Raw genomic sequence first — 26244 nt, forward strand, 5'->3', positions numbered from 1 at the left:
GCGGGAGGATTCGACGCCGCGGGCGGCCCCCCGCGCGGCCCGGAGCCGCCCCGGCGATCGCGCGGCGCACCTCGTCGCCCCGCCGCCGCCCCGAAGGTGTCGAATGTCGGGTTTCCGTGCCCGGCTTCCGCGTCGAGGGTGTCGATGGGGACACACTCGGCGCCGAGCGTGGCCCCACGGCCACCCTCGACGCAACCGGGGTGCGGTGCGGCAGCCGACCCGGCGGACGAACCGGGACATCGGAGGCGATCCCTCGGGGTCGATGCTCCCAGCGGCGGCGATCTTGTACCTGTGGTCGCTTGTGAAGGCTCACAATGACCACAGGTACAAGATCGCCGTTGGGGAGTTAGATTAATTCGGGCGTTCCGGGTTTCGGGTCGGGCGCGTGGGTTGGTGGGGCGTACCGGAACGCCACCCGGGCGCGCAGCCGTCCCCGTCGCCCACCGACACCGGCGCCCACCCGAACCGATCCACGCGGCCCGAGCCCTGCACGGCCGTCGCCGCCTCGTCGGGTGACCGGCCATCCGAGGGCGGCAACCGATGATCGCCGACCCGAACCCCGCGCAGTCCTCGCCGCCCCGTCGCCCACCGACACCGGCGAACACCCGAACCGACACGCGCAGGCCCAGCCACCCACCGCCCTCGCCGCCCCCGTCGCCCACCCGCACCGGCGAACACCCGAACCGACACGCGCGGGCCCAGCCCCCGCCGCCGGCCCCGTCTTCACCCGTCCGCGCCCCCTCCGGCGGCTTCGGCGCCCCTCCGGAGCTCCCCTCGGGAACGCCTTGACACGGAACACCACGTCAGCACATCATCCTAATACAGACGACTATTTGAACTAGTTCAAAATTGGTGGATCGATGGCCGATCAGGAAGCCGCCTCCTACGCCCCCTCCCCGCGCACCTCCCCCACTCGCCACGCCGACCGTGCCGCCTACGACCGTGAGACCGTCCACGCAGTGCTCGACGCCGAGTACATCTGCCACCTGGGATTCGTGGCCGACGGCGATCCGGTCGTGCTGCCCACCCTCTACGCCCGCGTGGGCGAACGCCTCTACCTGCACGGCTCCACCGGCGGCCGCCCGCTGCGCAACGCCCGCGAGGGGCTGCGGGTCTGCGTCACCGTCACGCTTGTGGACGGCGTGGTCCTCGCCCGCTCGGCCATGCACCACTCCCTGAACTACCGCTCGGTCGTGGCCCACGGCCTCGCCCGCCGGGTCACCGACCCCGCCGAGCACCGCGCGGCGCTGGACGCCCTGCTCGACGCCCCATTCCCCGGCCGGGCCGGCGACTGCCGGCCGCCCACCGCCAAGGAGCTGGCCCAGACCGCCGTGCTCCGCCTCGACCTGGAGGAGGTCTCGGCCAAGACCCGGTCGGGCGGCGTCAGCGAGGAGCCCGAGGACGCCGGCCTTCCGTACTGGGCGGGGGTGGTGCCCGCCCGGCGCGCCTACGGCTCGCCCGAGCCCGACACCGGCGGTGTCCCGGCCGCACTGCCCGACTACCTGCGCGCCCTGCCCTCCTGAGCGCGCCCGCGGGCGGCGGAGCACTAGGCTCGGCTGCGTGGCAGCAAGCGACGCGAACACCTGCAACTTTCCCGGCTGCACCCGTCCCGTGCCGCGCAGTTCCGCGCCGGGGCGGCCGCCGCAGTACTGCGACCTGCCCGAGCACACCCGCTGGCGTGCCTGGCGCGAACGCCAGCGGCTGCAGCAGGAGACCGACGACGGCATGGGCCGGGAGGCGCCCGCCGATCCCTCCCCCGCCGACGGCACCGCGTCGGCGACCGCGGAAACCCCCGTCACCGACGCCCGCCTGCGCGCCGAAGAGCTGCTGACACGCTTCTCGGTCCAGGTCGAGCAGCTGTCCGCGACGCTGGGCTCGGCCCGCGACGCCTTCGCCACCATGACCGACCCCGCGAGCGTGGAAGCGCAGGTGGAGGCGGCGCGTATCGACGCGGCCCGGCGGATCGCCGAAGCCGAGTCGGCCCGGCTGGACGCCGACAACCGCCGCCGCGCCGCCGACCAGGAGCGCCGCTCCGCCGAGGACGCGGCGGCCTCGGCGATCGCGGCCGCGGGCGCCGCGGAGCGCATGGCCGATGCGGCCATCTCCCGGCGCGAGGCCGCACTGGCCGAGCGCGACCGCGCCACTGAGGAGGCCGAGCGCGCACGCACGGATGCGGCGGCGGCCCGCGCCGAGTGCGAAGCCGGACTCTCCGAGGCCCAGCACCGCGTCGACGCCGCCGAGCGGGCGGCCGCCGAACGCGTCGACGCCGAGAGGCAGCGCAGTGCGGCCGAGCTGGCCGAGGTGCGCGAGCGGGCCCGCACCGAGGAGGCCGAACTGCGCGGGCTGATCGACGAGCAGCGCAGCGCCGCCGAGGAGGCCGACCGCCGCGCCGCCGACTCCCAGCGGCGTGCGCAGGAGGAGCAGCGCCGGGCCGAGCGTGCCGAATCCGAGGCCGCGAATCTGCGCGCCCGCCTCGACGAGGTGTCGGCGGAGCGCGACCGGCTCACCGAAGCGCTGGAACGGGCGCGCACCGCGGCTGAGCAGGAGCGCGCCGACCACCGCGCCGAACTCGCCCGCCGGCAGGCCGCGACCGCCGACGCGCTCTCCGAGGCCAGGCAGGACGCCGCGGCCCGGCTGGACGCCGTGGACGATGCCCGCGCCCAGGCGGTGCGCCGCGCCGAACGCGCCGAGGCCCACCTGGACGATGCGCTGGCCGAGCTCAAGCGCCTGCGCGCACGCGGCGATGCCGAGCCGGCGTCCCGCGCCCGGCCGGCCGGCGGCGACGGCGGGGCCGCCGCGGATCCGAACTGAGCCCGGACGGCGTCCGGGGCGGGTTGCGGCGGGCGGGCGGCGATGAGCGCAGGCCGGGCGACCGGAGGTGCGGGGACACGGGACCGGGGAAAGGGCGGGGATGCTCTCTTCCGAAAAGCGCTGGTGACGCTAGAGTTTGGTCTAGACCTCTGCCCCCGCCTCGGGGGCAGCGACCTCGGGACGCGCAGAGAAGAGGGCGGATCTATGACGCAGCTGGTCGACGTCAGCCACCAGATCGCGGCGGGCATGACCACCTATCCCGGCCTGCCCGGGCCGGTCATCGAGGAGCACCTGTCCTTCGAGGAGTCGCAGGCCTCCTACGCCCAGGGCACGGAGTTCACCATCGGCCGGATCTCGCTCGTCTCCAACACCGGCACCTACCTGGACACCCCCGCCCACCGCTACCGCGACGGCGCCGACCTGGCCGACCTGGACCTGGAGAAGGTCGCCAACCTGCCGGGGACGGTGATCGACCGGCGCGACAGCGGCGAGCGCGCGATCACCGCCGACGCCGTCAAGGGCGTCGACGTCGCGGGCAAGGCCGTCCTGCTGCGCACCGGCTGGGACCGGCACTGGCGCTCCGAGCACTACGGCTCGCCCGAGCACCCCTACCTGGCCGCCGACGCGGCGCGGGCCCTGGCCGACGCCGGTGCCGCGCTCGTGGGCATCGACTCGGTCAACATCGACGACACCTCGGTGCAGAGCCAGGGCTCGCGGCCGGTCCATTCGCTGCTGCTCGCGGCGGGCATTCCGGTGGTGGAGCACCTGTGCCTGCTGGACCGGCTGCCGGCCACGGGGTTCACCTTCTTCGCCGTGCCGGTGAAGATCCGCGGCCTGGCCACCTTCCCGGTGCGCGCGTTCGCCGTCGTGGAGTAGCCCTCGCCGGTCGGGGACGCGCTTGCCGAGCGTCCCGGACGCGCGGACCAGTGCGCGCGGCCGCTCGTCAGCGCCCGGGCCCGTGCGCGCGGCCGCCGACTCCGGCGTGCCGAGCCCGGCAGAGCAGACCGTGTCGGCGCGGCGCCCGCCGCGGGCGCCGCCCGCCGCTCACAGGTCGGCGTCGATCTCCTCATGGGCCCTGCGGCGCTCGCGCTGGGCGCGGCGCTCCCGCTCGCGCTCGGCGGTGCGGGCGTCCTCGGCCACCGCGGTGCGCAGCGCGGAGGACAGCGCGTGCAGCTCCATGTTGATGCGCGGATAGTCCACCAGCCGCGGCACCGCGCCCAGCCGCGGTGTGCGCCGCTCCAGCAGGGCCGCGATCAGCTCGTCGAAGGCGACGTCGAGCCGCTGCAGGGTGATCTGGGATGCGGGCGGCGGTTTCTCCAGGGCCAGCGCCGACAGCGCCAGGTACCCGCTGCGCTGGGCGGCCACGACCACCGGCCACAGCGGACGGGTGGTGGTGGCGCGCGGTACGTCGCCCATCGCGCTGTCGTAGACGCCGCGCAGGCTGACCAGCGCCGACCTCAGGTCGCGGCGCAGCCGGTAGGTGCGGGCCGGGCCCGGCTCCACGTCCGGGTCGAGTACCGCCAGCAGCACCGTGCGGGTGGTGCCGAGGACGTCGGCGATGGTCTGGGGCAGCCGCGCCGCCGCAGCGCGCCGCCACAGCAGCACGGCGCCGGCCACTCCGGCCACCGAGCCCAGCAGGGTGTCGACGATGCGGGCTTCGGCGAGCTGCTCCACCGGGTGGGGCGCGGCGGTGTAGGCGAGGATCAGCGCCATAGGCGTCATGAAGATGCTGGCGTAGAAGAAGTTGCGCCCCACCACGAGCTGGGTGAGGCCCATGAAGCAGGCCGGCAGCAGGATGGTGGCGGCCAGCGGGAGCTGATAACTCAGCAGCAGCGCGCCGATCACGACGCCGACGAGGGTGCCCAGCGCGCGCTGCAGCGAGCGGTTGGCCGACAGCACGACGTTGCCGGCCTGCAGCACGGAGGTGGCGGTGATCGAGATCCAGTAGAACCTCTCGATGCCCAGCGCCAGTCCCGCCACCCCCGCCACGGCGACGGTGATGCCCATGCGCAGCGCGGTCGGGCGGATCAGCGAACCGGCGGCCAGGCTGGAGCGCAAGGTCTGCAGCAGCGGCGGAGTCGCGGTGTCGTGCAGCTTCAGCCCGCGCCCCTCGGCCTCGTGGTCGCTGCGCCGGGCCGCCTGGGCGGCGCGGACCAGCCTGCTGTAGAGGCGGCCTTCGAGGGATCGCGGACGCAGCCCCTTGCGCAGCTCGTCCAGCCCGGTCTCGTCGGGTGTCTGGTCCGGTTTGGCCACCGCGTCGGCCAGGGCTTCGGCGAAGTCCCCGGCGACCGCGGGCAGGCGCTCGGTGCGGGCCAGTGAGACGTCGGTGGCGGCCAGGTGGATGTCGGAGACCCAGCGCAGCAGGGCGCGCAGGCGCGCGGCCGCCGGGGTGTCGCGGTAGCCGCGGGTCTGGCTGAGCAGGACGATGCGCCAGGCGTTGGCGACGGCGATCGAGGCCTCGTGCTGCACGTGGTCCAGCCGGGGGGTGCCGATCGCCCGCAGCAGCGCCGCCAGTTGCTTGAACGCCACGGCGACGGCGCGGTGTTCGGGGTGGCGGCCGCGCGCCAGGCCCTCGGTCATCGACACCAGCCAGCCGACGCCGGCGCCCATGGCCGCGATGAGCGCGTGCATCGGCACCGCCGCGGGCCCGCCGGAGGCGATGGTCGCGATGGCGCAGACCAGCACGAAGAACAGCGGGCCCGGCCGGTCCACGCGCAGCGCCTGGCACAGCCACGTCGCGACGGCGGCGACCGCGCCGATGGACACGGCGGCGGCCCAGGGGTTGACCGCGGCCAGCGAGCCGACGGACACGCAGGCCACGAACCCCAGACCGACGAGCGCGAGCGCGAAGGAGCGGTACCGGTAGGGGGTCTCCCGCTCGTAAAGGACCGTCATCGACCCCAAGGCGGCCAGGGTGGCCACCCGCGGGTCGAACAGCAGCGTGGCCAGCGCGAAGGAGGCGGACATGGCGACGGCGGCCTGCACGGCGATGCTCCACGCCCAGCCGCCGGAAGCCAGTCCGAACAGCGCGTTCAGGCTGATGCGCTGGCGCGGGCGCTCGGCCACTCGGGGGCGCACGCGGGCCGGGGGGTTCCAGATGGGTTCGCTCGGCGTCGGGTCCGCTGATCCACCGCCTGACGTCTCCCCCTGATCGTGCACGGACCCCATGGTAAATGGGCCGGGCGGCCGGGCGTCTCGACCGGTACGGCGGGTGGCGGAGTCGCCCCCGGCGCCTCCGCCCGCCGCGGCCGCACCGCTAAGCTCGGGCCATCGGCTCCGCACCGAGTCTCCCCGCCGTCCCCGCACCGGGCTCTGCCCGCTCCGCATCGAAAGAGGACACCAGCCGTGCAGCTGTACGCAGCCGCCAAGACGGTCATCGCGCCGACCACCCGAGGGATCTGGCCGCTGCAGGAGGAGGGCCTGCACCACATCCCCGCGGAGGGCCCGGTGATCCTTGCCTCGAACCACCTGTCCAACATCGACCCGCTGTTCATCGGCGTGGCGGTACCGCGGCAGGTCACCTTCATCGCCAAGCGGGAGCTGTTCGCCGAGGGCAACCTCGCCCAGCGCACCTTCACCCGGGCGCTGCGCGCCATCGGCCAGCTCTCCGTGGACCGGCGCCCCGGCCAGAGCTCCAAGGAGGCGATGGAGCAGAGCCTGAAGATCCTGGGCAACGGAGCGGCCTTCGGGATCTTCCCCGAGGGCACCCGCTCCCCCGACGGGCGCCTCTACCGCGGCCAGACCGGGATCGCCTGGCTCGCGCTGGCCTCGGGCGCGCCGGTGGTACCAGTGGCCCTGGCCGGAACCGACCGCATCCTGCCCCGCGGCCGCCGGGTCCCCGCGCTGCGCCGGATCGGCATCCGCGTGGGGCCGCCGGTCGACCTGGCGCCGTGGCTCGGCGAAGAGGGCAGGGCGCGGTCGCGCAGGGCGGCGACCGACGCCGTCATGGCCGCGATCCAGCGCCTGTCGGGCCAGGAGGCGGTGCCGCGCTTCGCGGCGTCGGTCAAGGCCGAGCCGGACTCCGGCAAGGCCTGAGGCGGCCGCGGCCGCCTGCCCGCTCACCTGCCTGTTTTCGCCGTTCAGCGGGCACGGCGCACGCCGCGGCGCTACGCTCGTCGATCAAGACCGGTCCCCTCGCCTCTGCCGGTTTGCCTCGCGGATCCGCCGCGCCGCGGACTCGCTGACACGGGCGTACGTCGGGAGGTGCAGGCCCGGTGCCATGTCTGAGCCGGTTGCGGGCCCCGGTGCTGCCCCGGGGCGGTTCCTTCCGGGTGCACGGGCTGTGCGCGCACGCGGATGCGGCGGTCTTCGCCGACGGCTCGCTGCTGTCCTGCGGCTATGATCACATCGAACTGAGCACCCTGCAGGGGCGCGTCGACGTCGACGTGACCGTGGAGGAGTGGGACCGCACCCCTCCCCCGTCCGGCGCGGCGGAGTGGGAGGAGACGGCCGCGGCGCTGGTGTACCTGCGCGGCTACGTGGCGATCGGCGGCGACGCCCGGGCCAGGAGCGCGGGGCTGCTGCGCCTGGCCGGCGGGGTCGGCCGCTACCGCGCCGAGGTGCGGGCGCGGATGCGGCACGAGGTGGCGCGCTGCTGCGACCGGCTCCTGCACCGCGACGCCGCCGGAGCGGAGTTCCGCCGGGCCGCGGAGGGGCTGCGCGGGCGCGAGGCGTTTCTGATCCTGCTGTGGCCGGCCGGCGAGGTGGCCTCCGGCCCGGCGTGAGCGAATCCACATCCCCGCCCGGCTTAGCGCGAGCGGGCGCGGTGTTGGCCCTGTGTGGGGCGCCGTACCCCCGCTGACCCGTGCGGACGCCGGTCCGCACAGCCCGAGCCGCGGTGCCCCGCACTGGACGCTGCTTGCCGGGCTTCCGAGTCGGTTTAGTAGGCTTTCTACTCGCAAGCAGCATTAGGTTAGCCTAACCTCGTACAGCGTGCCCGGGTTGCGCACCGCGACCCGAGCTGACGCGACCAATGGAGATGTGCCAATGACGCGACCACTGCGCGTGGGAATCGTGGGGTCCGGCCCCGCGGGTGTTTACGCGGCCGACCTGCTGACCAAGGACGAGACCCTGGCCGCGTGCGGCACACCGGTCAGCATCGACGTCCTCGACCGGCTCCCCACCCCCTACGGCCTGGTCCGCTACGGCGTGGCCCCCGACCACCCGCGCATCAAGCAGATCCAGCAGGCCCTGCACAAGGTCCTCGACAAGCCCGAGGTCCGGTTCCTGGGCAACGTGGACTACGGCCGCGACCTCAAGCTGGAGGATCTGCGCCGCCACTACGACGCCGTGGTGTTCGCCACCGGCTCCGACCGCGACCGCCCGCTGGACATCCCCGGCATCGACCTGCCCGGCTCGCACGGCGCCGCGGACTTCGTCGCCTGGTACGACAGCCACCCCGATGCCGACCCCGCCCGGCACGTCGAGGGCGGCGCCGCCGCGGTGATCGGCGCGGGCAACGTCGCCGTGGACGTCGCCCGCATCCTGGCAAAGGACGCCGCGGACCTCCTCGGCACCGACATCACCGACGACGTCCACCGGTCGCTGGCGGACAAGCGGGTCACCGACGTGCACGTCTTCGCCCGCCGCGGTATCGCCCAGGCCAAGTTCACCCCGATGGAGCTGCGTGAACTGGACAAGCAGCCCGGCGTCGAGGTGCTGGTCGACCCCGAGGACTTCGACCTGTGCGCGGCCAGCATGGCCGCCATCGAGGAGTCCAACCAGGTCAAGACGAACGTCAAGATCCTGCAGAACTGGGCGATCCGCGACCCGCGGGGCGAACCGCGCCGACTGCACCTGCACTTCCTGCACCGCCCCGCAGCGGTGCTGGGCGAGGATCGGGTGAGCGGGCTGCGCACCGAGCGCATGGAGCTGACCGGCGACGGCGGCGTCCGCGGCACCGGCGAGTACGTCGACCACGACGTGCAGGCGGTCTACCGTGCCGTGGGCTACCTCGGCTCCCCGGTGGCCGACCTGCCCTTCGACGCCGAGCGCGGCGTCGTCCCCAACGACGGCGGCCGGGTCCTCGACCTCGACGACAAACCCGTCCCCGGCGTCTACGCCACGGGATGGATCAAGCGCGGCCCGGTGGGCCTCATCGGCCACACCAAGGGCGACGCGCTGGAGACCGTCACCAACCTGGTGGCCGACCGCGCGGCGTTCGCGCCGGCGGCCGAGCCCGAGCCCGAGGCGTTCCTGCGCCTGCTTGAGGAGCGCGGCGTCGCCTACACCACCTGGGAGGGCTGGCAGCGCTTGGAGGCCCACGAGGAGTCGCTGGGCCTCGCCCGGGGCCGCAAGCGGATCAAGGTGCGCTCGCGCGCGGAGATGACCCGCATCGCCCGGGCCGGCGCTCCCGCCTGAGGACGGCGCCGGCACGGGGCGCAAGCCCGCTCCCGCACACGCGGTGTGATGCGGATTACCTCGCCCGACTCCGGCCCTCGCGGAACACATCGGCGCCGTTATGGGTTACAGTCGCCAGTGGCCGGTGTGGTAGCAAGTGTCCCCCGGGCCTCACCTATCGCCTTCGCGGAATACCGCGTGCGGCGCCCGCTCCGGCGGACGACCGTACGGACTTCGGAGCCGCGTTGTGCCATGCGCCGAGAGGCGACCGCCACACCGGCCACTCATCCTCTCTACCCGCCCCGCGTTCCTGCCTGGAAGGCGGGGCGGCGCTGTTTGGAAGGACGACCCCCGTGGAAGACGACCGGCGCCCCTGGGGACCGGGTGAACCCTCCCCCTCTCCCTTTCCGCCGCCCGGCCGGCACGGCGGTGACGAGGACGGCCCCGGCCCCGAGCCCGGCGCCTACGGCCCCGATGCGCCCGCCGGACCGCCGGCCTGGGCCGGTCCCGGCGACCGCGCATTCGGAGGCGCCCAGCCGCCCGGTGGGCAGCCGCCGCAGGCGCCCGCCGCCCCCGGGAGCGGCGGGCCGCAGCCGGCCCAGTGGCAGCCGGCCGCCCCGTCCTCTCCCTACTCCATCCCCAGCCCCTCCCCCGACTCCGCTGCGCAGCCGCCGCGGCCCCAGGGCCCCGACCCCCTCGCGCCGGCCGGCGGATCCGGCCACCCCGAGCCGCAGCCGGCGGCCGCCCCCACCGGGCCCGCGCCCGGCACGGGCTACTCGCCGGGCGCCGGCGACGGGCCGCCCCACGTCCCCGCCGGCGCCGAGGGTGTCCCCGGCCCCGGCGACCGGCCGCGCCGCTCGCGCAAGGGCCTGGTCATCGGCCTGATCAGCGGGCTGGTCGTGCTCGCCCTCGTCGGCGGCGGGGTGTCGTGGTACATCCTGACCCTCCCCCAGCCGGAGGACACCGCCGACGCCTACGCCAAGGCGTGGAACTCCCAGGACTACGCGGCCATGGGCGAGCTGGCCGCCGGCGGCGGCGCCGCCGCGGCCCTGAAGCGGCTGGACGAGAACCTGGGGATCGACACGGTCAGCGTCACCACCGGCCAGGTCGAGGAGGGCGACGACAGTGCCACCGTCCCCTTCGACGCCGCGTTCGGGCTCAGCAACGCGGGCGAGTGGAGCTACTCCGGCGAACTGCCGCTGGTGCAGGCCGACGGGGAGTGGAAGGTCGACTTCAGCCCCGCGGCGCTGCACCCCGACCTCGGTCCGGGCCAGACGCTCGTGCGCACCAACGAGTGGGGCGAGCGCGGGCACGTCCTCGCCGCCGACGGCACCCGGCTGGACGACGGCAGCGCCTCGGGGTCGGTGCAGATGATCGTCGGCGAAATCGGCACCGTCGCCGAGGAGGACCTGGCCGATCTCGGCCCGGCTTACGAGGTCGGCGACCCGGTGGGCGTCAGCGGCGTGCAGAAGACCTACCAGGACCGCCTGGCGGGCAAGGCCGCCACGGCCATCCGCGTCGCGAAGTCGGGAACCCCGCCCCAGGACGTGCCCGAGGACGCCCCGACCCTCGCGACCCTCGGCGGCTCCGACGGCAAGGACGTCACGCTCAGCCTCGACCCGCGCATCCAGGCCGCCGTCTCCCAGGCGATCGTCGACCAGTCCAAGCCGACCGCTATGGTGGCGCTGCGCCCCTCCACCGGCGAGGTGCTGGCCGCCGCCAACGTGCCCGGCGGCTTCAACCGCGCACTGGACGGCCAGTACCCGGCCGGCTCGATCTTCAAGATCATCTCCTACCACGCCCTGCTCAACTCGGGCATGGGGATGGACGCGCAGCTGAACTGCCCCAAGAAGGCGACGGTGGGCGGCCGCCCCTACAAGAACGCCGGCGATGCGGCCTACGGAGCGCAGACGGTCACCGAGGCCTTCGCCACCTCCTGCAACACCGCACTGGTGCAGGAGGTCGCCGACCGGCTCGACGGCGCCTCGCTGCTCAAGAGCGCCGAGCGCTTCGGCTTCAACACCGGGTTCGCCGGCGGCGTGCCGGTGTTCAAGCCCTCTCTTCCCCAGCCCGACAGCGTCAGCCTGCTCACCGCCTCCAGCATCGGGCAGGGCCAGGTGCTGACCTCTCCGCTGCACATGGCCACGCTGCCCGCAGCGGTGGCCGACGGCTCGTGGCGCGCGCCGCTGCTGGTGACCGAGCCCGCACCGGCCGACCGGCCCGAGCCGCGGCCCATCGACCACGCCCAGCACCTGCGCGACATGACCCGAGCGGTGGTCACCCAGGGCACGGCCAAGGACGTCGGCTTCACCGGCGAGGTGCACGGCAAGAGCGGCACCGCCGAGTACGGCACCGCCGAGGAGGGCGAGGAACTGCCGGCCCACGGCTGGTTCGTCGGCTACGAAGGCGACATCGCCTTCGCGGTCGTCGTCGAGGACGGCCAGAGCGGATCGGGCGCCGCCGCGCCGCTGGCCAAGGCGTTCCTCGACGCGCTGTGAGCACACGCCCGCCCGTGCGCCCGCCGGGCCCGGGCGGGCAGACGCCGCCTGCCGCGCCGCCGGCGTCCTGCCGCGGCGCGCGGCTCAGTGCCTCACCCGGCGCCGGCGCCCGCGCCGGGTTCCGCGGCGCCCGCCGGGGACGGCGGAGTGGCGGGTGCCGTGCCCTGCACCGGCGCGCTGAAGTAGAGCCCGGCGAGCATGGCGCACAGCACCAGGACCGCCACCCCCACCAGCAGCCACAGCACCCCCTTGCCGGGCCGGTCGTCGTCCGGGGACAGGGCGTCGCCGCCGAAGCTGCGCAGATGCCCGTCGAGGTCGGGGTCGTCCTTGGACAGTGCGTCCTCGATCTCGGCGAGGATCCGCCGCTCGTTCTCACGCAGTGACATCGCACCCTCCTCGCCGCTCGCGGTGTCGGCCGGTCCGCAGCCACGCGTCGTAGCCGCGCTCGCCTCTTGAGGGGTATCTAACCGCGCGGCCCCCGCCCAGTCATCCGGGCGCCGAATTCGTGGCCGAATACGAGTGGATGGGGGTGAATGAGCGGTTCTGTCCCCCGGCGGGACCGCGCCCATCACAGGTACAGGCCGGGCCGGCGCTCCTCGGGAAGCCCCCGGGCCGTGGCGGGCACGTCGACGGCGGTCAGCTCGCGCAGTTCCGCGGGTTCGGTGCGGCCGCTGCGGGCCAGGCGCGCCGCCTGGTTGGCCGCCGTCTGCTCGAAGACCGCCTCGGCCAGCAGGGCGTTGCCCGCCGCGGGAGTGCGGGGGGTGCGTGCCAGGCAGTCGGCCACCGCCTCCGCCGCGCCGCGCCCCAGGACGAAGCCGGCCTCCTCGGCGCGCTCGGCGACGATGGCGGCCAGCTCCTCGTCGGTGTAGTCGCGGAAATGGAGGCGCCGGGAGACGAGCGCAGCCAGGTCGGGATAGGCGTCCAGCAGGGCGCCGAGCTCCTCGCGCCCTCCGGCCAGCACGACGACCAGGTCGTGGCGGTGCTCGGCCATCCGGCGGGCCAGCGCCTCCACGGTCTCGGCCGCGGGCGCCGCGCCCGGCCGGTGGGCGCCCAGCCGGTGGGCCCCGGGCACGAACAGCACCCCGCCCAGCGCCGCCGCGACCGCCTCCTCGACGGGAGCGCCGCGCTCGACGGAGGGGGCGGTGAGGGTGTGCGGCTCGGCGCGCACCAGGTGGCCCGAGCTGAGCAGTCCGTGCCGGCCGTAGACGGCACCCAGCAGCGCGGCGACCGTGCTCTTGGCGGTGCCCGGGTTTCCGGTGAAGGCCATGTGCCCGGGAGCGGCCGCGGCATGCACGCCGGCGTCGCGGCGCGCCTCCTCGACGCGGGCGCGGGCCTGCAGGGAGCGCACCTCGCTCTTGACGTGCTCGTGGCCGACGAGCTGTGCCAGCTTGGCCATCGGGTCGCCTGGGGGCAGGGTGGCCACGCGCGCACCGGCTGTGACCGGGATGTCGGCGGGATGCAGTTCGCTCAGGCCGCCCGACCGGTCCTCGCCGGCCTCGGTGACGCGGCGGGCCTGCAGCGCGGTGGCGCGCTCCAGCAGGTTGCGCACCAGCCGCGCGTTGCCGAAGGCGCTGTCGCGCGGGGCGGTGCGCAGCACGTGGCGCACCCGGGCGGCGGTGCCGGCGCCCACCGCCAGTCCGGCGTCCTCGGCCATCACCGCGAAGATCTCGGCCAGCTCGTCGTCGGTGTAGTCGGGGAAGCGCAGGTGGCGCGGGAAGCGCGAGGCCACGCCGGGGTTGGAGGCCAGGAACCGGCTCATCTGCTCCTCGTAGCCGGCGACCACCACCACGAGGTCGTCGCGGTGGTCCTCCATCATCTTGAGCAGGGTGGCGACGGCCTCGTGCCCGAAGTCGTTGGCGGAGGCCGACTCGGTGAGAGTGTAGGCCTCGTCGATGAACAGCACCCCGCCGACCGCGGTGCGCACCACCTTCTCCACGCGCGGCGCGGTCTGCCCGATGTACTCGGCGACGAGGTCGGCGCGGCCGACTTCGACGAGGTGGCCCGAGGCCAGCAGGCCCAGTTCGGCGTAGATCGCGCCGAGCAGCCGGGCGACGGTGGTCTTGGCCGTGCCGGGGCTGCCCATGAACACCATGTGGCGGGCGGGCGCCGGCATCGGGGCCCCCGCGGCCTCGCGCAGCCGCTGGGCGCGCGCCTCGGCGGCGTAGAGGGCGATCTCGCGTTTGACGGTGGACAGCCCCACCAGGCGGTCCAGCTCGCGCATCGCCTCTCCGGCCGGCTCGGCGGCTTCGTCCGGGTCCCCGGCGCTGCGGGGCGCGGTCGCCGCGCCGCCGCCGGCGGCCCGCTCCGGGGCCGCTGCGGGGCGGGCGCCGGTCGCGCGGGGCAGGGCCGAGTCGGGGACGTCGCCGGGCAGCAGCGTCCGCAGCGTGTCGGCGCCGGCCTCCTCGCCCAGCGCCGCGACACGGCGGGCCTGCAGCGCGGCGGCCCGGTCGGCCAGCGCGCGGGCGGTGCGGGCGTTGCCGAAGGAGGGCCCGCGGGCGGTGCGGCGCAGCACGCGTTCGGCCTTTTCGCGCACGCCTTCGCCCAGAAGGTAGCCGGCGTCCGTCGCGGCTGCGTTGAAAAGGGCGCCGAGTTCGGCGCCGGTGTAGTCGCCGAACTCCAGCCGCTGCGGAAAACGGGCGGCCAGGCGCGGGTTGGCCGCCAGGAACCGCCCGATGTCGCTGTCGGGTCCGGCCAGCACGACCGCGAACTCCCCGTGGCGGTCGTCCATGTGCTTGAGCAGCGCGGTGATGGCGTCGTGGCCCAGGCCGCGGCCGGAGTCGGACTCGGTGAGGGTGTGCGCGTCGTCGACGAGCAGCACCCCGCCCAGGGCGCTGCGGACGACCTGCTCGACGCGCGCGGGCGTCTGGCTGAGGGACTCGCCGACCAGCTCGGCGCGGCCCACTTCGACCAGGTGCCCGGAGGAGAGCACGCCCAGCTGCGCGTAGAGGGAGCCGAGGATGCGGGCGACGGTGGATTTGGCGGTTCCCGCGTTTCCGGTGAAGACCAGGTGGCGGGCGGGCGGTGCGATGTCGACGCCGGCGGCGGCCCGCAGCCGCTCGGCGCGCGCCTCGGCGGCGCAGGCGCGGATCTCGCGTTTGACCTCCTCCAGCCCGATGAGCGCGTCAAGCTCGGCCAGCGCCCGCTCGGCGCCGTCCTTGGGGGCCGCGTCCCGACCGCCGGCCGGTTCGGCCCCGGCGGCGCCGGTCGGCGCGGCGGGCACGCCGATGGTCCGCCGCGGCGGGCGCCCGTAGCGGCGCAGGTCCTGCTGGAAGCCGACCACGGGCAGCGGAACGGCGGCGGAGGGCTTCTGCAGGAGGCTGTCCTCGCCGGAGCTGAGCGCGGCGGCGCAGCGGCTGCCCATGTCCAGCCAGGCGCGCACGGCGTCGATCTCGCCGGCGAGCACGGCCTGCCACAGCCAGGTGCGGGCCCGGCTGTTCCAGGCGGCCGTGTTGTGCTCGGCGCGCCGGTCGTCGAAGCGCACCGCCTGCTCGCCGTAGGCGTCGGCCCCCAGGACGACGCTGGCGATGGGCGGCAGGCTGGGCAGCCTCAGCCCCAGGCACATGTCGGTGACGACGTCCTCGGCGGAGGGCACGTCGTAGGCGGCGGCGCCGATGCGCTTGTGCGCGGCGGTGAACCCGGAGTAGGCCCACTGCAGGAAGTCGGGCGGCGGCGCGAACTCGGGTACGGCGGCGAGGACGTCGTCGGCGGCGGCCGCCATCCAGGCTTTGCGCAGGTCGCGGGGGCGCTCGGTGAGGTCGGCCGCGTGCGCTTCGGGGTCCTCGGCCCGCGCGCGGTGCATCCGCAGGATGGCCTCGCGGCGGTCCTCCCAGGGGGCGATGCCCTCGACGGCTTCGAGGAGCTCGCGGATGAGCTCCAGGGCCGTCTCGCGCTCCTCGCGGTCGGCGGCCGCCTCGAACAGGTCGTAGGAGGGCGGCAGGCGCAGGTTGTCGAAGATCCACTGGGTGGGGTCGGTGGCGGTGTTGGCGTGCGGCAGGTGCTCGGCGGTCAGGATCGCGGGCAGGCGCGCGTAGTAGCCGGCGTTGACCCGGAGTCCGCCGGAAAGCATGATGACCTGCTGCAGCGCCTCCTGGGCCATGCGGTCGCGCTTGCGGGTGCCCGAGGGGCGGAAGGGGCGCGCCCGGGGGTCCTCCATGAGCTTGGCGATGCGCCGGGTGAGCTCGTCGACGAGTCCGTCGGGCACCCGCCAGGGGCCGTAGGAGTAGACGTCCAGCACCGGTTCGTCGGTGAGGAGCAGCTCCAAGTGCTCGGGCAGGCGGATCGCCGTCAACCTGGCTCCTTCGTTCGGCCGCTGTGGCGGGGCTGTGCGCCGCGGGCGCGGAGGGAGGGCGCGGGGCGCGGGGCGCCGCCGCGGCGGCGGGCGTCCCGCTTTCCAGATTGCCGTCCTGCGGGGCCGGCCGGGGCGGCCGTGCCCTCGGCGACCGGTACCGGCCACGCCGCGCCGCCGGTGCGGCGGCGGGCCCCGCCGCCGCACCGCTTCACGCTACCGCCGGCGGCGCGGCGTGCGCCCCGCCCCGGCGTGCGCCTACCCCGGCGAGACCCGGGCGGCGGGGCCGGGGCCGCTCTCGGCGCGGTAGTCGTCCAGGGCGGTCACGTGGTAGCGGACGGGGCCCTGCGCCGGGTCGGTGTCGGTGAAGGAGGGCCGCTCGGCGCCGGCCCCGGTGACGGCGATGAGGTTGGCGGCGTCGGCCAGGTCGCAGGGATCGCCGCCCTGGCCGGGAACCCGGTAGACGGCGTAGAAGCGGGCCTCCTTCACGGCCTGCCAGTCCAGCCGCACCTTGCCGGGCGAGACCCGCCGGGCGTCGAGTTCGGCGACGGGCTCGGGCGGGCGGTTGCCGCGGGAGTCGGCGGCGGGAGGCAGGGCCGGGCGGCTGTAGTGCTGCTCCTCGACCGCGGCGATGGCCTTCTCGGCGCGCCCGGACAGGTCGGTGATCGAGAAGTACACGTCGCCGTCGACCTCGCTGTGCCGGGCGTTGAGGTCGAGCTGGCGGGTGAGCGCGTCGGCGCCGCGGAAGCCCTCTTCGCCGACCCGGTAGGCGGCCTGGCCGATGTAGAGGTCCACATCGGTCCCGGCGACCTGCTCGGACCACCACGGCACCAGTTCGGCGTAGTCGGCGATGCCGTAGCCGCGCGGCCAGTACAGCTGGGGCACGATGTAGTCGACGGTGCCCTTGCGGATCCAGGCGCGGGTGTCGGCGTACTGGGCGCTGTAGGACTCCAGGCCGCCGGTGTCGGAGCCGGCCGGGTGGCTGTCGGCGTTGCGCCAGATGCCGAAGGGGGAGATCCCGAACCGCACCCAGGGCTCGGTGTCCTGGATGCGCTCGTGGACGTCGGCGACCAGGGCGTTGACATTGTGGCGCCGCCAGTCCGCGCGGCTTTCGAAGCCGTCGCCGTGGCGCTTCCAGCTGCGGTCGTCGTCGAACTCCTGGCCCTCGGCGGGATAGGGGTAGAAGTAGTCGTCGAAGTGCACCCCGTCGACGTCGTAGCGCTCGACCACGTCGAGGACGACGTCGCCGACCCAGTCGCGCACGTCGGGATTGCCCGGGTCCAGCCAGCCCTGGTCGTCGTACTCGATCAGCCAGTCGGGGTGCTCGCGGGCCGGGTGGCCGGGGGCCAGGTTCTCCAGGTCGGGGTCCTTCCAGCCGACCCGGTAGGGGTTGAACCAGGCGTGCAGTTCCATGCCGCGGCGGTGGGCCTCCCGAACGGCGAAGGCGAGCGGGTCGTAGCCGGGGTCGCCGCCCTGCTCGCCGGTGAGGTAGCGCGCCCAGGGCTCCTTGTCGGAGCGGTAGACGGCGTCGGCGGTGGGGCGCACGTGCAGGAAGACGGCGTTGAGGCCGAGTCCGTCGGCGCGGTCGAGCAGGCGGAGCAGCTCCTGCTGCTGCTCCTGCTTGGAGAGACCGGGCTCGGAGGGCCAGTCGATGTTGCGGACGGTGGTGAACCAGGCTCCGCGCAGCTGGCGCTTGGGGTGGGCGGGATCGCCGGTGCAGTCTTCGGGCAGGGGCATTGTGGCCTGCGCTCCGGGCGAGGGGGCGCCCTGGTCGGGGCCGGAGGGGGACCACGGCACGCAGGCGCCCAGCAGCGGCACCGTCGCGGCCATGGCCGCCATGCCGAGCAGCAGCCGTCGCATTTGTCCTTTTACCTCCCGGTCAATCCTTTTTTAAGCATTCCGGACAAGAATAAGGGGCCGCATCAAGCGGTGGGTGCGGTTCGCGCGAACCCGGCCGCGCGCGCCGGAGGGCTCGGCGGCGCGGCGGAGCGGGTTACATGGGGCCGAGGGCGGGTAAAGGGCAGGTCACGGTCGGGAGCGGGGGTTTCGGGCTTTTAGGATGAGCGGTTGTGACCGCCGCCCTGGATGAGCAACCGTCCCTGACCGTACGCACGGTACCGCTGCAGAAGACCCCCGACCTGTTCGCGCACCTCCCGGCGGCCGCGCCGCTGGCCTGGATCCGGCGCGGCGAGGGCCTGGTCGGCTGGGGCGAGGCGGCGCGCGTGGAGCTCGCCCCCGAGTCCGCCCCGCAGGGCACCGGGCGCTTCACCGGCGCCGCCCGGGCGCTGGAACGGCTTGCGGCCCGCGCCCGCGTCAGCGACGCCGTGGGCGCGCCCGGCAGCGGGTTGGCGGCCTTCGGCGGGTTCGCCTTCGACCCGCGCTCCCCCGGTTCGGTGCTCATCGTGCCGCAGGTGGTCGTGGGCCACCGCGGCGGGCGCTCCTGGATCACCACGGCCGCCCCCTCCGGCGAGCGCCCCGCCGAGGCGCCGCCCTCCCCCGGGGCGCCCTCGCCCGTCGGCCCCCTGTCCTGGCACCCCGGGTCGCGCACCGCCGAGGAATGGAGCGCGGCGGTGGGCTCGGCCGTCGAGCGGATCCGCGGCGGCGAACTGGACAAGGTTGTGATGGCCCGCGACGTCGTCGCCGCCGCCCGAAGCGAGATCGACCCCCGGACCCTGCTCGCCCGGCTGGCCCGCGACTACCCCGACTGCTACACGTTCTGCGTGGACGGCATGGTCGGCGCGACCCCGGAGCTGCTGCTGCGCCGCGAGGGCGACGAGGTCGCCTCGCTGGTGCTGGCCGGCACCCGGCCCCGCGGCGCCACCCCCGCCGAGGACGCGCGCCTTGCGGCGGAGCTGCAGGAGTCGGCCAAGGACCAGGAGGAGCACCGCTACGCCATCGAGTCGCTGCGCGCCACACTGGCGCCCCTGTGCGCCTCGGTGCAGGCGCCCGGACAACCCCGCCTGCTGCGGTTGGCCAACGTGCAGCACCTAGCCTCGCCGACCCGGGCGCGCCTGCGCAGCGGCGTCTCGACGCTGGACGTGGTGGCGGCCATGCACCCCACCGCGGCCGTCGGCGGCACGCCCACGGACGCCGCAATGGAGCTCATCCGCGAACTGGAGGGCATGGACCGGGGCCGCTACGCCGGCCCGGTGGGCTGGATCGACGGCGCGGGCAACGGCGAATGGGGCATCGCGCTGCGCTGCGCCCAGTTGGAGGGCCGCCGTGCGCGGCTGTTCGCCGGCTGCGGCATCGTCTCCGGCTCCGACCCCGCCGCCGAGGTGGCCGAGTCGGAGTCCAAACTCCGGGTCATGCGCGAGGCGCTGGCCGACTGAGCCGGCTACGGGAGGCGCACCCATTGCCGCAACCCCGACGGCGGCCGCCCCGGGTGGTACCCGGTCGGTTCCTGGAAAGCGGCAACACCGCCGTTCTTAAACGCGACCTCAGTAGTCGACGGCCTCGAAGTCGGCGAAGTCGAAGCCCGGCGAGACGAAGCAGCTGACCAGCGCCTCCCGGTCGGTCACCGGGCGGGCGGCCTGCCAGGTGCCGGCGGGGACGAGGACCTGCAGGAGGTGGCCGTCCTCGATGTCGGGGCCCAGTGTCAGGCTCGCCTCCCGCGCCGGGCGCTCCGCGCTGCCGCCCAGCGACAGCGCGAGCGGCCCGCCGCGGTTGAAGACCCACATCTCGTCGGAGCGGACCCGGTGCCAGCGCGAGTGCTCGCCGGGGTTGAGCAGGAAGTGGATGCCGGTGGCCGTGGCGCGCGGGCCCGGGTAGTCCTCGGGGCGCACCTGCACCCCGGTGCTCCAGGTCTGGCGGAACCACCCGCCCTCTGGGTGGGGCAGCAGGTCCAGGCGCTCGGCGGTCGCGCCGCGCCGCTCGATGGAGACGTAGGCCCCCTGCGGGTCGCGGCGCAGGTAGCGCACGCCCGCCACCGCTTCGCGCGGCAGCGGCCCGTAGACGTGCGGGAAGAGGGCGTCGGCGGCCACGCCGGGCGGCGGGGCGGGGGCGGCGGCCTCCCACCGCACTTCGGCGTCCAGCCGCTCGGTGTCGATCTCGAGCACGACCTGGGGCTCGGCGGCCTCGGCGTAGACGGCGTTGGCCACGGCCAGCACCGTGGCGTCGTCGGGGGATGCGTGCACGAACCCCTCGGTCCGCAGCGACTCCGGCGCGATCGGCCCGTCGCCGTCGCGCCAGGTGCTCACCCCGGTCATGTGCAGCAGGTACCGCATAGTCGGCAAAGCTAGCAGCAGGGCGCCGCGGAGCCGCGTCCGGGTCGGCCGCACCGCCGGGGGGTGCGCGGGCTCAGTCCTCCAGGGCGGCGTCGACCGCCTGCTGCAGCGTGCGGCGCAGCGCCGCGGAGTCGGCGCGGCCGGTGCAGACCTCCACGACGCGCAGCCCCTCGCCCAGCAGCGCCTTGGGCAGGTCCGAGGCCCACTCCAAGCGGGTGTAGGGCAGGTCGGCCATCTGGGCCACGCGTTCCATCGAAACCCCGTGCGGGGTGCCGAACAGCCGCTCGAAGCCGGGGTGGCCCGCCTGCTCCAGGCCGGAGAAGATCCCGCCCCCGTCGTTGTTGACCACCACCGCTGCCAGGTCGGGGCGGGGTTCGCCGGGGCCCAGAACGAGCCCGTTCTGGTCGTGCAGCATGGCCAGGTCCCCCAGCAGCGCGTAGGCGCCGCCTCCGCCCGCCTGCTGGTGGGCCAGCGCCGCTCCCACGGCCGTTGAGACGGTGCCGTCGATGCCGCTGACCCCGCGGTTGCCGATGATCCGGCCGCCGCAGCGCGCACCCATCGCCGCGTCCAGGTCGCGGATGGGCATGCTGGAGCCGGCGAACAGCAGCGAGCCGTTGGGCGCATGGGCGGCGAGGTCGCGGGCCAGGCGCACCTCGCTCAGCGCCTCTTCGGCGTCGAGGACCTTGTCGATCGCGGCGCGCGCCAGCCGTTCGGCCGCCTGCCAGGAGGCGGCCCAGGCGGTGTCGGGGGCGCCCCCGCTCGGGGCCGCGACGGCCGGGACCACGTCGGTGGCGCTGCGCACCGGGTCGGCGAAGCAGCGCGGAGCGCCGACCACGACGTGCCTCTCGGCGCGCGCCAGGTAGGCGAGCAGTTGGCGGGAGAGGCCCGGACGGCCCACGCTGACCACCAGCTCGGGGTCGTGCTCCGCGGCGAACCGCGGCGACGCCAGCAGGTGGCGGTAGGCGGAGACGGCCTCGCCCCGGCGCGCGTTGGAGGTGGGCTCGGCCAGCAGCGGCCATCCGGTCTGGGCGGCCAGTGCCAGGTAGGGGATCGGGTCGTAGTCGCCGTCGCCGCAGACGACGACGCCGCGCTCGACCGCGGGCAGCTCCACGGGCACCGGCTCGCAGGGCCGGGTCTGCTGTGCGATCCAGGGTCGTCCCGACGCGCGCCCCTCCAGGGTTTCGGGCCACTCGGAATCGCTTTTCAGAGCGTGTGCGGCGCGGTCGGCCGATGCGGGGGCACCCGGGGCGGCCTCCACGTCGGGCACCAGGGGGTCGCGGAAGGCGAGGTTGAGGTGCACCGGGCCGGGCCGGTCGGCACCCGCGGCCGCCCAGGCCCGGCAGGCCAGCGACCGCCAGTAGGCCGCCATGCCCGGCACCGGCGCGGGCGCGCCGACCTCGGTGAACATCCGCACCGCCGAACCGAACAGGCCGATCTGGTCCACGGTCTGGTTGGCTCCGGTTCCGCGCAGCTCCGGGGGCCGGTCGGCGGTCAGCACCAGCAGCGGGACGCCGCTCTCGTCGGCTTCCAGCACGGCTGGATGGAAGTTGGCCGCCGCGGTGCCCGACGTGCACACCAGCGCGGCCGGGCTCCGCTGGGCGCGGGCCAGGCCGAGCGCGAGGAAGGCCGCCGACCGCTCGTCGATGCGGACGTGCAGCCGCACGTCCGGGTGGGCGGCCAGGGCCAGCGCAAGGGGGGTGGAGCGCGACCCCGGCGCGACGACGGCCTCGGCCAGCCCGCACCGGGCCAGTTCGTCGACGAGGACGCGCGCCAGAGCGGTAGACGGGTTCATGCGGTCTCTCTAGTTCGTCAGGATGTGTTCAAGTATCGGCGCGGCCCGCATGGCGGTGCCGCCGCCCCCGGCCCTGGCCGGCAGGGCGGGCCGGGGCCGACCGGTGCACCCGCCCGGCGCGGCCGGAGGCAGGAGGCGGTCCGCGCGGAGGACGCATTCGGGAACCCGGACACTCCCGTCGTGCAACGGATCGCGGCGCTGTGTTCGTCCCCGGGCGCTGGGGAGTCCCCCCGAAGTGTGACCGGAATCGCGGTGCGGATACGGCCGGAACCGGTGCAATCGCCCGGTGCGGACGCCCTCCCCCTTCCCCCGACGGTGCGGTGCGCCCTTACCGGGGACCTACCCGTTCTCACGCGGTCAACCGGGGATAGGGAAAAAGTCGGTCAATCCCCCGACGCCCGCGGGGCGGCGCCGCCGTCGTCCTCCGCCGGCCCGCGGGCGCGCCGCGCGGCCTCGGCGCGGCGCAGCCAGGGCGCCGCGTCGGTCTCGACGGCGGCGAGCCGGCGCTCGTCGACCTCGGGGCGGCGCACCGGCACGCGCCCCTGGTGCGGCAGCAGCGGATCGGCGGTGACGTCGGTCTCCAGCAGATGCATGGTCGCCAGCCCGCAGGCGTAGGGCAGCTCGGGCAGCGCCGCGGCCAGCGCGACGCCCGCGGCCAGCCCGACCGAGGTCTCCACGGCGCTGGAGACGACCACCGGCAGCCCGCACGCCTCGGCGACCCGCAGCGCGGCGCGCACCCCGCCCAGCGGTTGCACCTTGAGCACCACGATGTCGGCGGCGCCGGCGGCGCGCACGCGCAGCGGGTCCTCGGCGCGCCGGATGGACTCGTCGGCGGCCACGGGGACACCGCAGCGGCGGCGCACCTGCGCCAGCTCCTCCAGGGTGGCGCAGGGCTGCTCGGCGTACTCCAGGTCGAAGCGCGACAGCGCGGCCAGCATCCGCACCGCGGTATCGGGGTCCCACGCGCCGTTGGCGTCGATGCGCACCCGGCCGCGCGGGCCGATGGCGTCGCGCACGGCCTCGACGCGCGCGAGGTCGTCGGCGGGGCTCTGCCCGGTCTCGGCGACCTTCACCTTGGCTGTGGCGCACCCGCCCCCGGCCACGATGCGGGCCGCCTGATCGGGGCCGACCGCGGGGACGGTGACGTTGACGGGGACGCTGTCGCGCACGGGCGCGGGCCAGCCCTCTGCGGCGGCCTCGCGGCAGGCCGACCACCAGCGGGCGCACTCGCGCGGCGCATATTCGGGGAAGGGCGAGAACTCGCCCCACCCGGCGGGACCGCGCACCAGCAGCCCTTCGCGCACGGTCTGCCCGCGAAACCGCGTACGCATCGGAACGGCGAACGCGCGCGCCTCGCCGATGCCGCTGTGGCCCAATCCAGCCTCCCGCCGATCCCGCCGAAGATGTGCCGACTGTATTCTGCCGCGGGCGTGCAGGGCGCTCGGACACCCCGCACACCCGCTGCGGCCTCGCTCCGGCGCTCGCCGGTCCAGACGGCGCCGCCCCCGGTGGCCACCGCCCTGGGAGCGGCCTACAGCTTGCCGCCGAGCGGCGGTGCACCTACGCGTCAACGGCCCGCCACGGGTGGTGCGGCTCCACCTGGAAAGAACCGCGTGCGCTCGACGGCAAGCGAGCAGGTGACGCGAAGCGTCTCCGCTGGGGTGGTGGCGGGCTGACGGGCGGGCGGTTCACGCTTCGCGAGACACACCCATTGCCGCAGCCCCGATGGTCACCGCCCCAGGTGGGACCCGGTGGCGCCTCGAAAGCGGCGCCACCGCCGTTCTTCAACACGGCCTAAGGGCGGCGCGGGAAGCGGTCGAACTCCGGGCGGCGCTTCTCCTTGAACGCGTCGCGGCCCTCCTGGGCCTCGTCGCTCATGTAGTAGAGCATCGTGGCGTCGCCGGCGAACTGCTGCATCCCGGCCGCGCCGTCGCTGACCGCGTTGATCGCGCCCTTGACCATGCGCAGGGCTAGCGGGGACTTCTCCAGCATCTCCCGCGCCCAGGCGACGGTCTCCTCCTCCAGGCGCTCCAGCGGCACGACGGTGTTGACCAGCCCCATCTCCCGCGCTTCCTCGGCGGTGTACTGCCGGCACAGGTACCAGATCTCGCGCGCCTTCTTCAGGCCCACCGTCTGGGCGAGCAGCCAGGAGCCGTACCCGCCGTCGAAGGAGCCGACCTTGGGTCCGGTCTGGCCGAACCGGGCGTTGTCGGCGGCGATGGTCAGATCGCAGCAGACGTGCAGCACGTGGCCGCCCCCGATGGCCCACCCGGCGACCATGCAGATCACCGGCTTGGGCAGGCGGCGGATCTGCACCTGCAGGTCGAGCACGTTGAGGCGGCCGATCCCCTGGCGGGCGACCGCGTCGTCGCCCATGTAACCGTCGTCGCCGCGGATCTTCTGGTCGCCGCCGGAGCAGAACGCCTGGTCGCCGGCGCCGGTGAAGATGATCACGCCGACCTCGGAGTCGTCGCGCGCGGCGTTGAAGGCGTCCTGGAGCTCGAAGAGGGTCTGCGGCCGGAACGCGTTGTGGCGCTCGGGCCGATTGATCGTGATCTTGGCGATCCCCTCGGCGGTCTCGTAGATGATGTCGGCGTACTCGCCCGACCGCTGCCAATTCACGCCACTCACGACTGCCGTCATCTCCTTCGCTGCGTCATCCGGCTGGAGCCGGGTCCGGCCGACCGGCGCCGCCCGGCACATGGCCGCGGCCGCGCCCGGACCCGTCGCAGGCCAACCCTAATCCTTCCCGCGGGCGGCGGCGCACCCCGGCCGCCTCGTCGGCGCCCCCTTCCCGCGGGTCCGGCCCGGCCTGCGGAAGACCCGCCGCGCGGTGCGCCCGCAGGCGGCGCTAGCCTTGGCGGACGTGGCGAACCGACCGTTGCAGGCGGTGCTGGGGCTGGAGCCCGCCCACCTGACCGACCTGCTCTCCGACTCCCTCCAGGGCCGCGGCCCGGCGCTGCTCCCGCTCGACCCCGCCACCCCGCGGCCCCGGCTGGACGCCGTCCTGGAGGCGATGCGGCCCGCGTCCCTGCGGACCCCCGAAGGCGTCACGGCGCTGGAGGACTCCCGCGGCGCCGGCGAGGACACCGCGCTGACGATCGCCACCTCCGGCTCCACGGGCGCCCCCAAGGGCGTGGAGCTGCCCGCGCAGGCGCTGCTGGCCTCGGCCCGCGCCTCGCTGCGGCGGATCGGCGCCGGCCCCGGCGACCGGTGGCTGTGCGTGCTGCCCCACGCCCACATATCGGGGCTGCTGGTGCTGGTCCGCGCCCTGGTCGCCGGAACCGAGCCGCTCGTGCAGCCCTTCGACCCCGACTCGGCGCTGCGCATCGCCGCCCGCCACCGTCCGCACGTCTCGCTGGTGCCCACCCAGCTGCGCCGGCTGGTGGCCGCCGGCGCCGACCTGTCCCGCTTCGGCACCATCCTGGTGGGCGGGGCCGCCGCGCAGGAGGGGCTGCTGCGCACCGCCCGCGCCGCCGGCGGCCGGGTGGTCACCACCTACGGCATGAGCGAGACCTGCGGCGGCTGCGTCTATGACGGCCAGCCGCTGGAGGCCGTGCGGGTGCGTGTCGATCCCGGCGGCCGGATCCTGCTCGCCGGCCCTGTCCTCTTCGCCGGCTACCGCCTGGACCCCGGGGCCACGGCCGCCAGCCTGGTCGAGGACGGCGACGGCACCCGGTGGCTGCGCACCGGAGACCTGGGCCGGTTCGACGACGACGGGCGGCTGGTGGTGCGGGGCCGGCTGGACGACGTCATCAACACCGGCGGGCACAAGGTGGTCGCCGGGGAGGTCGCATCCCTGCTGATGCGGATGGACTCCGTGGCCGACGCCGCGGTGGTGGGCCGGCCCGACCCGGAGTGGGGCGAGCGCGTGACCGCGGTGGTGGTCCCCGCCGACCCGGCGGCCCCGCCCGGCCTGGAGGAGGTGCGGGCGTGGGTCGGCGCGCACCTGCCGCGCTACGCGGCGCCGCGCGAGGTGGAGGTCCGCTCGCGCCTGCCCCTGCTGGCCTCGGGCAAACCCGACCTCGCCGCCCTGCGCCGGGGCGGCCCGCAGCGCGATTGACGCGCCCGTGCGGGGGCAGGATGATCGGTGACCGCGATCTCTCGGTAACGGATCCGCCTCTGGGGGAACTTCGCACGCCGGACAGGCGTCTACCAAGGCACCGGATTCAACCCCTCGCGAAGGAGGTCGGCGGTGCGAATCGGCCGGCACCGACCCGGCGGAGGTCTCGGCTCCGCTCGCGGGAAGCGGCGCACCAGTTATCCCTACCCGTTCCTGGGCGCCGTCCACGC

General features: G+C 75.2%; 17 protein-coding genes. 9 read left to right on the top strand and 8 right to left on the bottom strand.

Going from position 1 to position 26244, the window contains the following annotated elements; genetic code table 11:
* The first annotated feature begins 860 nt into the window (after positions 1-860).
* The 3 genes from FZ103_RS19700 to FZ103_RS19710 all read left to right on the top strand — a co-directional run bounded on the left by FZ103_RS19700 (position 861) and on the right by FZ103_RS19710 (position 3687).
* Positions 861-1523 (top strand): pyridoxamine 5'-phosphate oxidase family protein, encoded by a 663-nt coding sequence (locus FZ103_RS19700; protein ID WP_156003209.1) that lies wholly within the window; start codon positions 861-863, stop codon positions 1521-1523.
* A 37-nt stretch (positions 1524-1560) separates the two neighbouring features.
* Positions 1561-2811, top strand: a complete 1251-nt coding sequence (locus FZ103_RS19705) for a hypothetical protein (protein WP_186356558.1) — start codon at positions 1561-1563, stop codon at positions 2809-2811.
* A 204-nt stretch (positions 2812-3015) separates the two neighbouring features.
* Positions 3016-3687, top strand: a complete 672-nt coding sequence (locus FZ103_RS19710) for a cyclase family protein (RefSeq protein ID WP_156003212.1) — start codon at positions 3016-3018, stop codon at positions 3685-3687.
* A gap of 168 nt (positions 3688-3855) precedes the next feature.
* Here FZ103_RS19710 and FZ103_RS19715 read toward each other — a convergent pair whose 3' ends face one another.
* Entirely contained in the window at positions 3856-5979 is a 2124-nt protein-coding gene (locus FZ103_RS19715) for an FUSC family protein (RefSeq protein ID WP_156003215.1), read from the bottom strand.
* A 177-nt stretch (positions 5980-6156) separates the two neighbouring features.
* Here FZ103_RS19715 and FZ103_RS19720 point away from each other — a divergent pair, with 177 nt between their 5' ends.
* The 4 genes from FZ103_RS19720 (at position 6157) to FZ103_RS19735 (ending at position 11648) form a co-directional block, all read left to right on the top strand.
* Entirely contained in the window at positions 6157-6846 is a 690-nt protein-coding gene (locus tag FZ103_RS19720; protein ID WP_186356559.1) for a lysophospholipid acyltransferase family protein, read from the top strand.
* A 179-nt stretch (positions 6847-7025) separates the two neighbouring features.
* Positions 7026-7535 (top strand): hypothetical protein, encoded by a 510-nt coding sequence (locus FZ103_RS19725; protein ID WP_156003218.1) that lies wholly within the window; start codon positions 7026-7028, stop codon positions 7533-7535.
* A gap of 280 nt (positions 7536-7815) precedes the next feature.
* Positions 7816-9171 carry an FAD-dependent oxidoreductase gene (locus tag FZ103_RS19730; RefSeq protein ID WP_186356681.1) on the top strand — a complete coding sequence of 452 codons (1356 nt, stop codon included), beginning with the start codon at positions 7816-7818 and terminating at the stop codon, positions 9169-9171.
* A 332-nt stretch (positions 9172-9503) separates the two neighbouring features.
* Positions 9504-11648: a penicillin-binding transpeptidase domain-containing protein gene (locus tag FZ103_RS19735; RefSeq protein WP_343233612.1), complete on the top strand. Its 2145-nt coding sequence runs from the start codon at positions 9504-9506 to the stop codon at positions 11646-11648.
* A 92-nt stretch (positions 11649-11740) separates the two neighbouring features.
* Here the strand turns inward: FZ103_RS19735 and FZ103_RS24955 are convergent, their stop codons facing one another.
* The 3 genes from FZ103_RS24955 to FZ103_RS19750 all read right to left on the bottom strand — a co-directional run bounded on the left by FZ103_RS24955 (position 11741) and on the right by FZ103_RS19750 (position 17793).
* Positions 11741-12034, bottom strand: coding sequence for a DUF3040 domain-containing protein (locus tag FZ103_RS24955; protein WP_186356560.1), 294 nt, complete (start codon positions 12032-12034; stop codon positions 11741-11743).
* 182 nt (positions 12035-12216) lie between these two features.
* Complete coding sequence (locus FZ103_RS19745; RefSeq protein ID WP_156003227.1) at positions 12217-15936, bottom strand: AAA family ATPase; 3720 nt, start codon at positions 15934-15936, stop codon at positions 12217-12219.
* 255 nt (positions 15937-16191) lie between these two features.
* Positions 16192-17793, bottom strand: a complete 1602-nt coding sequence (locus tag FZ103_RS19750) for a glycoside hydrolase family 10 protein (RefSeq protein WP_156003230.1) — start codon at positions 17791-17793, stop codon at positions 16192-16194.
* A 209-nt stretch (positions 17794-18002) separates the two neighbouring features.
* On the opposite strand from FZ103_RS19750, the gene FZ103_RS19755 reads away from it, so the two are divergent.
* Positions 18003-19265 (top strand): isochorismate synthase, encoded by a 1263-nt coding sequence (locus FZ103_RS19755; RefSeq protein WP_186356561.1) that lies wholly within the window; start codon positions 18003-18005, stop codon positions 19263-19265.
* A 108-nt stretch (positions 19266-19373) separates the two neighbouring features.
* Here FZ103_RS19755 and FZ103_RS19760 read toward each other — a convergent pair whose 3' ends face one another.
* From FZ103_RS19760 to menB, 4 genes are all read right to left on the bottom strand, one after another.
* Positions 19374-20159, bottom strand: coding sequence for a cupin domain-containing protein (locus FZ103_RS19760; protein WP_156003233.1), 786 nt, complete (start codon positions 20157-20159; stop codon positions 19374-19376).
* A gap of 73 nt (positions 20160-20232) precedes the next feature.
* On the bottom strand, positions 20233-21951 hold the full coding sequence (gene menD, locus FZ103_RS19765; protein ID WP_156003236.1) for a 2-succinyl-5-enolpyruvyl-6-hydroxy-3-cyclohexene-1-carboxylic-acid synthase: 1719 nt from the start codon (positions 21949-21951) through the stop codon (positions 20233-20235).
* 383 nt (positions 21952-22334) lie between these two features.
* A complete protein-coding gene (locus FZ103_RS19770) occupies positions 22335-23327 on the bottom strand; it encodes an o-succinylbenzoate synthase (RefSeq protein ID WP_255430167.1) in 993 nt (330 codons plus the stop codon).
* Between the two features lie 418 nt (positions 23328-23745).
* Positions 23746-24594 carry a 1,4-dihydroxy-2-naphthoyl-CoA synthase gene (gene menB / locus FZ103_RS19775; protein ID WP_156003239.1) on the bottom strand — a complete coding sequence of 283 codons (849 nt, stop codon included), beginning with the start codon at positions 24592-24594 and terminating at the stop codon, positions 23746-23748.
* 223 nt (positions 24595-24817) lie between these two features.
* Between menB and FZ103_RS19780 the strand changes: the two genes are divergently transcribed.
* Positions 24818-26014, top strand: a complete 1197-nt coding sequence (locus FZ103_RS19780) for an AMP-binding protein (RefSeq protein ID WP_186356562.1) — start codon at positions 24818-24820, stop codon at positions 26012-26014.
* The last annotated feature ends 230 nt before the right edge of the window (positions 26015-26244 follow it).

It is taken from the genome of Streptomonospora sp. PA3 (assembly GCF_009728995.1).
In the GTDB taxonomy this organism is placed as follows: domain Bacteria; phylum Actinomycetota; class Actinomycetes; order Streptosporangiales; family Streptosporangiaceae; genus Streptomonospora.